This window comes from Tardiphaga sp. 42S5, from assembly GCF_034044155.1.
GTDB lineage: Bacteria > Pseudomonadota > Alphaproteobacteria > Rhizobiales > Xanthobacteraceae > Tardiphaga > Tardiphaga robiniae.
In genome coordinates this window covers 926,630-939,872 of the sequence record NZ_CP139027.1, presented here as the reverse complement: position 1 = coordinate 939,872, position 13,243 = coordinate 926,630, and the positions used below count along the sequence as shown (strand labels likewise).

Here is a 13,243-nt window from a genome sequence, read left to right as displayed (position 1 = left end):
TCTCTTTTGGCCTATGCTTAAGCATATGCCACGGAGGTGCCGATGACCGACTCCCGTCACGTCAGGCTGTTTCGTAACGGTCGCAATCAGGCGGTCCGCATTCCCGTTGAATTCGAGTTACCGGGCGACGAAGCTGTCATGCACCGCGACGGCGACAGGCTCGTAATCGAGCCCGTACGCAAGCGCGGCCTGCTGGCATTGCTTGATACGATGGAGCCATTCACAGAAGAATTTCCGGACGTCGATGCAGGCCTGCGCCCGCTACGGGACATCAAGCTGTGAGCACACCACGCTACATGCTTGATACAAACGTCGTCTCGGATCTGATCCGAAATCCAGCGGGTCGTGTAGCCAAGAGAATTCGTAAACTCGGCGCCGAGGGATTTTGCGTCAGCATCATTACGTCCGCCGAATTGCGGTTCGGATGCGCCAAACGTAATTCACCGCGGCTCACGCAGCTCGTAGAGCAGGTGCTGAATGAGCTCGATATCCTGCCGCTGGAAAGTCCGGCCGACACCGAATACGCCCGCATTCGCCACGACCTTGAAAAGAAGGGCGTCCCCATCGGCCCGAATGACCTGCTGATCGCGGCTCACGCTTGCGCCGTCGATGCCACGCTGGTGACTGCGAATGCGAAAGAATTCAAACGGGTGAGCGGTCTGAAAGTCGAGAACTGGCTGTCATAGGCAACCGCCTGTCCGATGCTCTAGTCCACTTCCTCGTACATCGAATCCATCTGCGCCGCGAACGGCGTCGCGCGCGGCGGCGGCGCTGCGGGCGCGCGGATGATCCGGCGTTCGAGCTGTTCGCGGTTCTGCTGCTCGACGAATTTCACTGCGAAACCGCCCTGGAGATGGCGCACCACGCGGCCGACGCAGGCGCCGACGGCGAGCGGCGTGCCGACCTCCGGCTGCACGTCGGCCGAGATCGCGGCGCCGGACACGGACATGTCGATGACGAAGCAGTTCTTCATACTGCCGTCGGCGAAGGTCAGCATGGAATGCGGGCTCGCGGGAATGAGGCGGGCCTGCTTGCGCTCCTCGCGTACCGTAGGGTCCTTCTGGAATTTCTCCAGCCAGGTCAACTTGTCTGACAGCTTCTGCCGCATCGGCGGCGTCATGTTGAGTTCGAGCAGGAAGCTGCCGGAGATGGTGTCACTGATGCGGCCTTCGAGCTGACCGAAGTCGCCGAAATAAGGCGTGATGCGATCGCCGATACGACCCACCACCGGCACATCGACAATCATCCGGAACGGCGAGACGCGGCTGGTCCGGCAGGCAAAGCTGCGCGGATTGCCTGCGGAATCCAGCCAATTCGACAGCGTATATTGCCCGCTGACAACGACGTTGACGGCCCGCTGCTTGAGGAATTTTTCGACGGACACAGGTTCATCCTCTACGGTACATTTCCACCACCATAGAAAACCCAACCACGCCAGCATTTGCGCCCGCCTTGGTTATTGCGTTACTTATATACCCCTTCAAGTTGAGGAAATATTACCGGCAAAATCCCGGCGATTGGCGTTATGGAGGCCAGAGGCTTCTCTGCCTCAGCCGGGCACCCGCCCCTTGATGGCATTGGCGCGGGCACTGCAGGTGATACGGCCGGTTGCATCCTCCGAAAGTCCCGTCCGGACGCGCGATTTGAGCTGCACAATCTCCTCCGGCGTCATTACCGTCAGAGCTGCCTTCACCGATGGCCCTGCGGACGAGGCCGACCAGAAGTCGTCGAAATCGGTGAAGGCACGGGTGACATCGATCACGCGGGTTTCGACGTCCACCAGGCCGGCGGAGGTCCACAGCGACTGCATCACGTCGAGGCGCGATGCATCCACGCTCGGCGGAAGCGACGGCATCTGGCCCATTTTCAGCAATTCACCAAGGATCGGCTGCAGCGGGAAGCCGCCGCCATCCATATCCCACGCATAGGCGGCCACCGTGCCGCCGGGTGACACGACACGCACCATCTCCGCAACGCCCTTCGACGGCTCCGGCACGAAGAAGATCACCAGCGCCATCACGGCGACATCGAAGGACTTGTCGGAAAACGGCAGCGCCATCGCGTCGCCCAGATGAAACGCCGCCATCGCGGCGCCCGGCCGTGTCCGCGCATAGGCAAGCTGCGGCTCCGAGGGATCGATGCCGTCGATCACCGACGGCGCATGACGCTCGGCGATCAGCTGCGTGAAGGCGCCGTTGCCGCAGCCGACATCGACCCAGGCAAGACCCGGCTTTGGCGCCACCCAATCCAGAAAGACCTCGCCGGCGCTGCGACTCCAGACGCCCATCATCCGCTCATAGGACGCGCCGTCATTGAAGCGGATGGAGGGAGACGATGCGTCGGTCATGGGGAGTCCTCAATACGGTGTTGGCGGCAGATCATGGCCGGAAATGCCGGGCGCGCAACCACGTTGCCTTCACGGTGGGATCGGCGCGATGCGCACGCATCGGCACAGTTGTTGCTTGGTTTATCGCAAGCAGAACAGTTCGCGACGTCCCGAGGCGTCACCCTGTTACAGAGGAGAGCGCGATGAAGGTCGGCGTATTCATTCCAATCGGGAACAATGGCTGGTTGCTCTCTGAAAATGCCCCGCAATACATGCCGACTTTCGACCTCAACAAGGAGGTGACGCTAAAGGCCGAACATTACGGCCTCGATTTTGTGCTCTCGATGATAAAATTGCGTGGCTTCGGCGGGAAAACCGAATTCTGGGATCACAATCTGGAATCCTTCACCTTGATGGCCGGGTTGGCCGCAGTGACCAAGCGAATAAAACTGTTCGCGACGGCGGCGACGCTCGTGATGCCTCCCGCGATTGCCGCGCGCATGGCTGTGACCATCGATTCGATTTCACATGGCCGCTTCGGCCTCAATCTCATCACCGGCTGGCAACGTCCCGAATATTCGCAGATGGGGCTTTGGCCGGGCGATGAATATTTCGCACGCCGTTACGAATATCTGTCGGAATATGTCGAGATCCTCCGCGAGCTTTGGCAGACCGGCGCCTCGGATCGTAAAGGCGAATTCTTCCAGATGGAGGACTGCCGCGTCAGCCCGCGACCGCAAGCCGATATGAAGATCATTTGCGCCGGCCAGAGCGGCGCCGGAATGGCCTTCTCCGCAAAATACGCCGACTACAATTTCTGCTTCGGCAAGGGCATCAACACCCCGACCGATTTTGCGCCCGCCGCCGAACGGCTGATCGAGGCCACGCATGACACCGGCCGGCACGTGACGACCTATGTGCTGTTCATGGTGATCGCGGCCGAGACCGATGAAGCCGCGTTCGCAAAGTGGGAGCATTACAAAGCCGGCGTGGATCACGAAGCGGTCTCCTGGCTGGGCGTACAGGGTGCCGTCGACACCAAGTCCGGCAAGGACACCAACATCCGCCAGATGGCGGACCCCACATCAGCGGTCAACATCAACATGGGAACATTCGTCGGCTCTTTCGCAAATGTCGCCCGCATGCTCGACGACGTCGCCACGGTGCCGGGCACCGAAGGCGTGTTGCTCACCTTCGACGATTTCGTCCAGGGCGTCGAAGACTTCGGACAGCGCATTCAGCCGCTGATGATGTCGCGTGCGGGGGTGGCAGAGGCCGCTGCTGCCGCATTGAAAGACATGTGAGGATCGATATTCAACGACGACGTGCCGGCAAGGCCGCCCGACGCGGCGTCACCTCTGACACTTCGGGCACCAGAAGGTCGACCGCCCGTTCTGCACGAAGCGTTTCACGATGCCCGAACACCCATCGGTCTGGCACGGCTCGCCTTCGCGGTCATAGACCTGAAACGAGTGCTGGAAGTAACCGAGCTCGCCATCGGTCTGGCGGTGATCGCGCAGCGACGAGCCGCCGGCCTTGATGGCTTGGTTCAGCACCTCGTGGATTGCCGTGACCAGCCGTCTGGAATGATCGGTCGGCTCGCCCTTCTTGGTCGCCAGTGTCGCGGCCAGCCGCCGTGGCGACAAATGCGAGCGAAACAGCGCTTCGCAGACATAGATGTTGCCGAGGCCCGCGACGACGCGCTGATCGAGCAGCGCGGCCTTGAGGCTGGTCTTCTTGCCTGCGGTGGCGCCGGCCAGCATCGCCGCATCGAAGGCGTTGCCCAGCGGCTCGGGGCCGATGTCCTTCAGGAACGGCTCGTTCTCGATCTCGCTGCGCGCAAAGATCTTCATGAAGCCGAAACGGCGGGGATCGTTGTAGATCACTGACAGGCCCGACGACATATGGAAGACGACGTGATCGTGTGCCCGCTCGTCGCTGCGCGGATGATGGAAGGCACCGGGCATCACGTTATTTTCATCGGAGACCACCCGGAAAGAGCCTGACATGCCCAAATGCATCAGTAGTACGTCGCCGGAATCCAGATCCGCCAGCAGATATTTGGCGCGGCGGCCAAGGCTAGTGATTACCCGGCCCTGCAACCTGCCGGCAAAATCCGGCTGAAACGGAAAACGCAGGTCTTTTCGCCTGAGATCCAGACGGGTGATCTTCGACCCCTCCATGGCCGGCTGCAGGCCCCGGCGGACGGTCTCGACTTCGGGTAATTCAGGCATGATTCACGTCATTCACCTTGAGAGGCTGACGTGATAGCCCCATTGCCGCAGGCGCGCTATGGTCCGCCGCGATGAGGCTTTTGAGATGAAAACGATGGATCAGCCGGGCGAAACCACCCATTTCGGCTTCAGGGACGTCCCCGTAGGCGACAAGCAGACGCTGGTGAACGATGTGTTCCACAGCGTGGCACGGCGCTACGACCTGATGAACGATCTGATGTCCGGCGGCATGCATCGCGTCTGGAAGGACGTGATGATCAACGCGCTCAACCCGCCGCGCTCGGACGCGCCTTTCGCCCTGCTGGACGTTGCCGGCGGCACCGGCGACATTTCCTTCCGCGCTGCCAAGGCGTCGGGCCTCGGCTTCTCGGCGACGGTCTGCGACATCAACACCGGCATGCTCGATGTCGGCCGCGAGCGCGCCATTATCCACCATCTCGAACATCAGGTCTCCTTCGTCGAGGGCAATGCAGAAGAGTTACCATTCGCCGACAAGAGCTATGACGCCTATACGATCGCCTTCGGCATCCGCAACGTGCCGCGCATCGACCGCGCGCTCGCTGAAGCCTATCGCGTGCTGAAGCCGGGCAGCCGTTTTCTCTGTCTCGAATTCTCGACCGTCGATGTGCCGGGCCTCGACAAGATCTATGACCTGTTTTCGTTCAAGGTCATCCCGCCGCTCGGCAAGGCCGTCACCGGCGATTCCGAATCCTATCAGTATCTCGTCGAATCGATCCGCAAGTTTCCGAAGCCGCCAATTTTCGCCGACATGATCCGCGAGGCCGGCTTCTCCCGCGTGAAGTACGAACTCCTCTCGGGCGGCATCGTCGCGCTGCATTCGGGCTGGCGTTTGTGATCTCGGCACTCAATCATATGGCGCGGCTGGCCCGCGCCGGCTTCGTGTTTGCGCGCGAAGGCGTGTTCGGCGTCGTCGATCCCTCGCTGGTGCCGCCGCCGGGACAGCTCGCGCTACGCATGGCGCGGCTCATTGAGCGGCCCGGCGCGAAATCGGGCGCGCGGCTGTCGCGCGCGCTGACCCGGCTGGGACCTGCCTATCTCAAGCTCGGCCAGTTTCTCGCGACACGACCCGACGTGGTCGGCGTCGCCATGGCGCGCGATCTCGAAAGCCTGCAGGACCGGCTTCCGCCGTTCTCCCTGACCGAAGCCGAAGGTGTCGTCGCCGCTTCGCTGGAACGCCCTGTGGCGCAGCTCTATGCGAGCTTCAGTCCGCCGGTCGCCGCGGCCTCGATCGCACAGGTGCATCGCGCCGAGATCGACAAGGATGGTGTCCGCAAGGTCTACGCCGTGAAAGTGCTGCGCCCGAATGTCGCCGCGCAATTCCGCCGCGACCTCGGCGATTTCGCTTACGTCGCCCACAAGGCCGAAGAGCATTTTTCCGAAGCGCGGCGCCTTCGCCTGATCGAGATCATCACCACCATGTCGCGCTCGGTGGCGATGGAGATGGATCTTCGGCTCGAAGCCGCAGCACTCTCCGAGATGGCGGAGAACACCCGCAACGATTCGGATTTCCGCGTGCCGGAGGTGGACTGGGATCGTACCTCGCACAATGTGCTGACGATGGAGTGGATCGACGGTATCGCACTGAACGATCACAAGGGCCTGGAAGAATCCAACGTCGATCTGCCGGACCTTGGCCGCAAGGTGATCCAGAGCTTCCTGCGCCACGCGCTGCGTGACGGCTTCTTCCATGCCGATATGCATCCGGGCAATCTGTTCCTCGATCCTGACGGCCGCCTCGTCGCCGTCGACTTCGGCATCATGGGCCGGCTCGGTCTGAAGGAGCGCCGCTTCCTCGCGGAGATTCTGCTGGGCTTCATCACCCGCAACTATCGCCGCGTCGCCGAAGTCCACTTCGAGGCCGGCTATGTGCCCGGTCACCATTCAGTCGAAAATTTCGCGCAGGCGATCCGTGCCATCGGCGAGCCGATTCACAATCGCACGGCCGAAGAAATCTCGATGGCCAAGCTGCTGACGCTGCTGCTTGAGGTCACCGGCCTCTTTGATATGCGCACGCGGCCAGAATTGATCCTGCTGCAGAAGACCATGGTCGTGGTCGAAGGTGTCGCACGAAGCTTCGATCCCAAGCTCGACATCTGGAAGGTCGCCGATCCCGTTGTCCGCGAATGGATCGAGCGCAATCTCGGCCCATTGGGCAAAATCCAGGGTGCGCTCGCCGGCGCCGGCGAACTCGGCAAGGTCGCCAGCAGTCTGCCGGCCTTGGCAACACGGGCGCTGACGGTGCTCGAGCAGTTGGAGACCATGACCCGCGACGGCGTCAGGCTCGACGACGCGACCATCGCCGCCATCGCGCGGGCGCGGGCCAAGCAGCTCCGCTGGCGCACCGTGGGCGTCTGGGTGATCGCGCTGTCGTTCCTCGGGCTGCTGCTGTCGATCCGCTAGAATGATTGCAATGCTGGCACTTTGTGCTAGCATTGCTGTCAAAATAGCGCGAGACGCCTCATGGCCAGCCTGACGATCCGCAAGCTCGACGACGCCATTCGCGACGAATTGCGACTGCGTGCTGCCCGCAACGGACGGTCGGTCGAGGACGAGGTGCGGGTCATTTTGCGTGAGGCGTCGCAAGACGGCCTCAAGGCTGACGCAAGATTTCCGCAAGACGCGCCAAACCCGGAAAACCTATCCAAGCCATTGAAATACATCGGCGATCAGCTTCGCGTCACGCTGATCATCGGCGGCGGAATCGCGGCCTATAAAGCGCTCGATCTGATCCGCCGGCTGAAGGAGCGGCAGATCCATGTCCGCGTGGTACTGACCCGCGCCGCGCAGCAATTCGTCACGCCGCTGGCCGCTAGCGCGCTGTCCAACGAGCGCGCCTATACTGACCTGTTCGATCCGCAGAGCGAATTCGATGCCGGGCATATCCGTCTTGCGCGCGAATGCGATCTGATCGTCGTCGCGCCGGCGACCGCGGACCTGATGGCGAAGATGGCCAATGGCCTTGCCGATGATCTGGCCTCTGCGATTCTACTCGCGGCCGACAAACCGATCCTGATCGCGCCGGCGATGAATCCGCTGATGTGGAATAACGCCGCGACGCGCCGCAATGTCGCGCAGTTGCAGCGCGACGGCATCAGGATGATCGGGCCGAATCACGGCGAGATGGCCGAACGCAACGAAGCCGGTGTCGGTCGCATGGCCGAGCCGACCGAGATAGCGATTGCGGCTCACGCCTTCCTGTGGCCGCCGCGCGCGCAACCGCTGGCGGGCAAGCGCTTGCTGATCACCGCAGGCCCGACCTATGAGCCGATCGATCCCGTGCGCTACATCGCCAATCGCTCGTCCGGCAAACAGGGCTATGCGATTGCCGCCGCGGCACGGGCAGCAGGCGCCGAGGTCATGCTCGTCTCGGGCCCGGTCGATCTCGACGAGGTGCCGGGCGTGTCGATGACGCATGTCGAATCCGCGCGCGACATGCTCGCCGCGGTTCAAGCCGCACTGCCAGTGGACATCGCGATCTTCGCGGCGGCCGTTGCCGACTGGCGCGTCGTCAATGAAGGCGCCCAGAAGCTGAAGAAGACCGCCGGTGCTGCGATGGCGCCGCTGCAGCTCACGGAAAATCCGGACATCCTCGCGACGATCTCAAAACTCCCCAAACATCGTCCACCCCTCGTGATCGGTTTCGCCGCCGAGACCGAACACCTGATCGACAACGCCAAAGCCAAGATCGCGCGCAAGGGCTGCGACTGGATCGTCGCCAATGACGTATCGCCCGCGACCGGCATCATGGGCGGCGACAACAATACCGTGCATCTGCTGACGCGCAGCACGGACAGCGCGGATATCGCCGTTGATTCGTGGGCGCCGATGAGCAAGGAACAGGTCGCGACGACCCTGGTCGCGCGAATCGCCGACGCGGCGACATCAAATAAATGGACGCAATCCACGAAAGACCAATCATGAGCGCTGCCATCCCCGTTCAGGTCGACGTCCAGCAGCTCCCGCATGGCGCTGGCCTCGCGCTACCGGCCTATCAGACCGCGCATGCTGCCGGCCTCGATCTGCTCGCCGCGGTTCCCGAAGACCAACCGATGATTCTCGCCCGCGGCAAATATGCGCTGGTGCCGACCGCGCTGACCATCGCGCTGCCGCCGGGCTATGAGGCGCAGGTGCGCCCACGCTCCGGCCTTGCCGCCAAGCACGGCATCACCGTGCTGAACTCACCAGGCACCATCGACGCCGATTACCGGGGCGAGATTGGCGTGCTGCTGATCAATCACGGCCCCGCGGATTTCACGATCAAGCGCGGCGAGCGAATCGCCCAGATGGTGATCGCGCCGGTCACGCATGCGGAACTTGTGGTAGTCGCGGCGCTCAGCGAGACCGAACGCGGCAGCGGTGGCTTCGGATCCACGGGCCGCTAGCGCGTATTTCGTCACATCGCGCAGCATTTGAATCAAACGCGCCTGCATTTTTTAACCGGGGACTCTGCGTTCACGGTCTGGACTCTTACCCGGCGACTCCCGAAGCGGATATTGTCAAACGATTCGCGATCGGTGAGGGGCTGGTCGGGAAGACGTGCGGTTTGGGGCGAATGATGTCAGGCGTGATCGCGGCGATGCGTCGGACCTTGCTGTCGTGCACTTCCATAGTGCGCGACGGGCTTGTCGGCATCAGTGCGTCTGCACTTCTGGCCACCTCCTCGGCGTCGGCCGCTGACGCACCCTTCATTACCCAGACGCTCGCCAATCTGCTCGATCTCGATCGCCAGGAAATCGCCGCGCTGACGACCGCCACAGCGGTGCTCGGCTTCTCCGTCGTTTCCGCCATCCTGTTGATGCACAATCGTATTCGTTCGGCCAAGACCGAGGCGAAGCTGCGCGCCGAGCTGCATACGCTGCAGGTTGAGTCCGACCGCTTTCGCGCCTTGCTGTTCACCGAGCCGCAGGTGCTGATCGCCTGGGCTGCGGGCGAAACCCGTCCCGATATCTCCGGCGACACCGCATTGATGATGTCGCAGGACTCGCAGCAGCATCAGCCGCAGCGCATTCTTGCGTTCGGAACATGGCTGCCGCCGGAACCCGCGCTGCGGATGGATCACGCCGTCGACGCACTGCTCGATGCCGGCGAAGGCTTTGTGCTGAATCTGACGACCTCAAGCGGCCGCGCCATCGAGGCGATGGGCCGCGCCATCGGTGGCCAGGCCATTGTCCGGATTCGCGAATTGAGCGGTTTGCGCCGCGAGCTCGCCGAAGTCTCGCTGCGTCACAAGGAACTCGCGGAAGAAGCCGAGATTCTCCGCGGCTTCGCCAATGCCGCGCCATGGCCGATCTGGGCCAAGCAGGCCGATGGCCGATTGAGCTTCGTCAATGCGGCCTATGCGCGTGCGACTGAAGCGACTGATGCGGGCGATGCGGTCGGTCGCAATCTGGAACTGCTGGACAGCGACGACCGCAGCAGTCTGGCGCGTGCGCTGAACGACAACCAGCCATTTGCCGCGCGCGTGCCGATCGTGATCTCGGGTGAACGCCGCATCTTCGACGTCCACTCCGCCAGAGTCGCCAGCGGCAGCGCCGGCATGGCGATCGACGCCAGCGAAGCTGCCGCGCTATCAGCCGCCTTGGTGCGGATGGCCGAGGCGCATCGCCGCACGCTCGATCAGCTGTCGTCGGGCGTCGCCGTATTCGACGGCCAGCGCCGCCTCGCCTTCTACAACGACTCCTATCGCCGGCTGTGGGATCTCGACCGCACCTTCCTCGACAGCAATCCCGACGACTCAAGCGTGCTGGATCGTCTCAGGGCCGCGCGAAAACTGCCGGAGCAGTCCGACTACCGCACCTGGAAGTCCAAGCTGCACGAGGCCTATCGTGCTGTCGAGGCAGCCAAGGACGTCTGGTATCTGCCGGATGGCCGTGCGCTCTCGATCGTCACCACGCCCAATCCCGAAGGCGGCGTTACCTATCTGTTCGACGATGTGACCGAAAGCCTCGAACTGGCACGGCGCTTCGACGGGTTGATCCGCGTTCAGCGCGAGACGCTCGACAATCTCGCCGAAGCCGTAGCCGTGTTCGGCAGCAACGGCCGCGCGCAACTGTTCAATCCGGCTTTCGCCAAGATGTGGAAACTGTCGGACGAAGCGCTGGAGCAGCGTCCACATATCGAAATGGTCGAGACCTGGTGCCGGCCGCTGTTCGACGATACTCCGACATGGCAGACAATCCGCAGCGCCATTACCGGTATCGACAATCGCAAGTCGGTTCCGCTCAAGCTTGAGCGCAAGGACGGTAGCGTCCTCGCCTGCATGACCATGCCGCTGCCCGACGGCGCGACCATGCTGACGTTCCAGGACATTTCCGATGCCGAGAATGTCGAGCGCGCGTTGCGCGAGCGCAACGAGGCGCTGGAGACCGCCGACCAGATGAAGGTCGACTTCGTCCACCACGTCTCCTACGAGCTGCGTTCGCCGCTGACCACGATCATCGGCTTCGCGCATCTGCTCAGCGATCCCGTCACCGGCCCGCTAATGCCGAAGCAGGCCGAGTATCTCGATTACATCACCACCTCGACCGGCGCGCTGCTGGCGATCATCAATAATATTCTGGATCTCGCCACCATCGACGCCGGCGCGATGACACTGAATCTCGGCCCGATCGATATCCGCAAGACCATCTCCGCGGCAGCCGAAGGCATCCAGGATCGTCTGGCAAAGGATCACATCGCACTGCAGATCGAAGTCGATCCCGCGATTGGCAGCTTCACCGGCGACGAGAGCCGCGTGGTGCAGGTGTTGTACAATCTGCTCGCCAATGCCGTCGGCTTCGCCCCGCAAAATTCGGCGGTTACGCTGACCGCGCGGCGGTCTGAACACACCATCACCTTCACCGTCACCGATCGCGGCCCCGGCATTCCGCCCGAAGTGAAGGACAAGGTATTCGACTGGTTCGAGAGCCATGCCAATGGCTCGCGCCACCGCGGCGCCGGCCTCGGCCTGTCGCTGGTGCGCTCCTTCGTCGAATTGCATGGCGGCAAGGTCCGCGTCGATTCCGCGGTCGGCAAGGGCACCACCGTCACCTGCGACTTCCCCATCGACCAGACCGCGCATCGCAACGCCGCCGAATGACCGAACCGACCACATTTTCGCTGGCGCTCGCAAATGAGAACGCCACTGCGCAATTGATGGCCGATCTCGCTCTGCTGATCGGCCCCGGCGATGTCATCACGCTCTCGGGCGATCTCGGCGCCGGCAAGACGGCGGCGGCGCGCGCGATGATCCGCTACCTCGCCGGGGATCCCGAACTCGAAGTGCCGAGCCCGACCTTCACGCTGGCGCAGAGCTACGAGCTTCCGCCGTTTCCGCTCATTCATGCCGATCTCTATCGCATCAACGACGCCAGCGAACTCGAGGAGATCGGCCTATCGCCGTTGCCGGACGACGTGGTCGCGCTGATCGAATGGCCGGAGCGCGCCGATGGTACGCTGCCGCCGGATCGTATCGATATTGCGCTCAGCCATCGTCCGGCACTGGGCTCCGTGGCGCGTGCCGCGGAGATCACCGGTCACGGCAAGGCCGCATCGACCGTTCTGCGCCTGAAAGCAATGCGTGAATTTCTCGAAGAGGCGCGCTATCTCGATGCTATCAGACAGCGCATGGCCGGCGATGCCTCGACGCGCTCCTATGCGCGGCTGATCCGCGGTGATGACGTCTTCATCCTGATGAATGCGCCGAAGCGGCCGGACGGTGCGCCGGTCTATGACGGCAAATCCTATAGCGCGGCGGTGCATCTGGCGGAGGACGTCAAGCCGTTCGTCGCCATTGCGAACGGACTACGCGCGCAGGGTATCTCCGCGCCGGCGATCCATCACGCCGATCTCGACGCGGGTTTCCTCATCACCGAGGATTTCGGCACAGCGTCCGTGATCGAAGGCGATCCGCCGGCACCTATCGCCGAACGCTATCAGGTCGCGACCGACATGCTGGCCGTGCTGCACAGCAAGACGCTGCCGGAGACGCTGCCGCTATTGCCGCATGTCGACTACGCCATTCCCGTTTTCGATACGGACGCATTGCTGGTCGAGATCGGTCTGATGCCGGAATGGTATCTGCCAGACCGCGACGCACCGCTTGCCGATGACGCTCGCACTGAATTTGTCACGATGTGGCGTGAACTCCTGGCGAAGCCCGCGGCCGCGCCGAAGACCTGGGTGCTGCGCGATTTCCATTCGCCGAATATCATCTGGCTCGACGATCGCGAGGGCATCAAGAAGGTCGGCGTGATCGACTTTCAGGACACGGTGCTCGGCCCCGCCGCCTATGATCTCGTCTCGCTGCTGCAGGACGCGCGTATCGACGTGCCCGAACAACTCGAGCTGACCATGCTGACGCGCTACATCAAGGCGCGTCGCGCAGCAGATCCCACCTTCGATGCTGCGGCTTTCGCCGAACTCTATGCGATCATGTCGGCTCAGCGGAATACGCGATTGCTTGGGACGTTTGCGCGACTCAATCGCCGCGACGGCAAGCCGCATTATCTCAAGCACCAGCCGCGGATCTGGACCTATCTCAACCGCTCGCTGGCGCATCCGACGCTGGCGCCGTTCCAGCAGTGGTATGCGGCGCATGTACCAGCGCCGCGAGTCTAACACTTACTTAACCACTTATTAGTCGCGCACGTTTTATCCTGTGCACGAGCCCTGCAATCGCGGG

The 13,243-nt window shown here is 62.7% G+C and carries 12 protein-coding genes; 9 read left to right on the top strand and 3 right to left on the bottom strand.

The genetic code is table 11. The features are described 5' to 3' along the window. Positions 1-42: 42 nt before the first annotated feature. Together SFY93_RS04465 and SFY93_RS04460 are read left to right on the top strand one after the other, a co-directional pair. The gene (locus SFY93_RS04465) at positions 43-282 is read left to right on the top strand and encodes an antitoxin (protein WP_175369421.1); all 240 of its coding nucleotides are present in this window, start codon (positions 43-45) and stop codon (positions 280-282) included. 14 nt (positions 283-296) lie between these two features. Beyond that, positions 297-686 carry a type II toxin-antitoxin system VapC family toxin gene (locus SFY93_RS04460; RefSeq protein WP_120287747.1) on the top strand — a complete coding sequence of 130 codons (390 nt, stop codon included), beginning with the start codon at positions 297-299 and terminating at the stop codon, positions 684-686. Between the two features lie 20 nt (positions 687-706). Here SFY93_RS04460 and SFY93_RS04455 read toward each other — a convergent pair whose 3' ends face one another. Together SFY93_RS04455 and SFY93_RS04450 are read right to left on the bottom strand one after the other, a co-directional pair. Beyond that, positions 707-1,384 carry a PilZ domain-containing protein gene (locus SFY93_RS04455; protein ID WP_089266426.1) on the bottom strand — a complete coding sequence of 226 codons (678 nt, stop codon included), beginning with the start codon at positions 1,382-1,384 and terminating at the stop codon, positions 707-709. A gap of 165 nt (positions 1,385-1,549) precedes the next feature. Then, complete coding sequence (locus SFY93_RS04450; RefSeq protein WP_320446185.1) at positions 1,550-2,347, bottom strand: class I SAM-dependent methyltransferase; 798 nt, start codon at positions 2,345-2,347, stop codon at positions 1,550-1,552. Positions 2,348-2,529: 182 nt separating this feature from the next. Here SFY93_RS04450 and rutA point away from each other — a divergent pair, with 182 nt between their 5' ends. Then, entirely contained in the window at positions 2,530-3,630 is a 1,101-nt protein-coding gene (rutA, locus tag SFY93_RS04445) for a pyrimidine utilization protein A (protein WP_320446184.1), read from the top strand. A gap of 48 nt (positions 3,631-3,678) precedes the next feature. On the opposite strand, the gene mutM is transcribed toward rutA, so the two are convergent. Beyond that, positions 3,679-4,560, bottom strand: a complete 882-nt coding sequence (mutM, locus tag SFY93_RS04440; RefSeq protein ID WP_320446183.1) for a bifunctional DNA-formamidopyrimidine glycosylase/DNA-(apurinic or apyrimidinic site) lyase — start codon at positions 4,558-4,560, stop codon at positions 3,679-3,681. A 94-nt stretch (positions 4,561-4,654) separates the two neighbouring features. Between mutM and ubiE the strand changes: the two genes are divergently transcribed. From ubiE to tsaE, 6 genes are all read left to right on the top strand, one after another. Next, complete coding sequence (gene ubiE, locus SFY93_RS04435; RefSeq protein WP_320447692.1) at positions 4,655-5,416, top strand: bifunctional demethylmenaquinone methyltransferase/2-methoxy-6-polyprenyl-1,4-benzoquinol methylase UbiE; 762 nt, start codon at positions 4,655-4,657, stop codon at positions 5,414-5,416. Further along, positions 5,413-6,981, top strand: coding sequence for a 2-polyprenylphenol 6-hydroxylase (ubiB, locus tag SFY93_RS04430; RefSeq protein ID WP_320446182.1), 1,569 nt, complete (start codon positions 5,413-5,415; stop codon positions 6,979-6,981). The genes ubiE and ubiB overlap by 4 nt, the downstream gene beginning before the upstream one ends. Before the next feature lie 60 nt (positions 6,982-7,041). Further along, entirely contained in the window at positions 7,042-8,502 is a 1,461-nt protein-coding gene (gene coaBC / locus SFY93_RS04425; RefSeq protein ID WP_320446181.1) for a bifunctional phosphopantothenoylcysteine decarboxylase/phosphopantothenate--cysteine ligase CoaBC, read from the top strand. Beyond that, entirely contained in the window at positions 8,499-8,963 is a 465-nt protein-coding gene (gene dut / locus SFY93_RS04420) for a dUTP diphosphatase (protein ID WP_120287740.1), read from the top strand. The genes coaBC and dut overlap by 4 nt, the downstream gene beginning before the upstream one ends. Before the next feature lie 173 nt (positions 8,964-9,136). Continuing rightward, positions 9,137-11,659 (top strand): sensor histidine kinase, encoded by a 2,523-nt coding sequence (locus SFY93_RS04415; RefSeq protein ID WP_320446180.1) that lies wholly within the window; start codon positions 9,137-9,139, stop codon positions 11,657-11,659. Further along, complete coding sequence (gene tsaE / locus SFY93_RS04410; protein ID WP_320446179.1) at positions 11,656-13,179, top strand: tRNA (adenosine(37)-N6)-threonylcarbamoyltransferase complex ATPase subunit type 1 TsaE; 1,524 nt, start codon at positions 11,656-11,658, stop codon at positions 13,177-13,179. Before SFY93_RS04415 ends, tsaE begins: the two co-directional genes overlap by 4 nt. Positions 13,180-13,243: the final 64 nt, after the last annotated feature.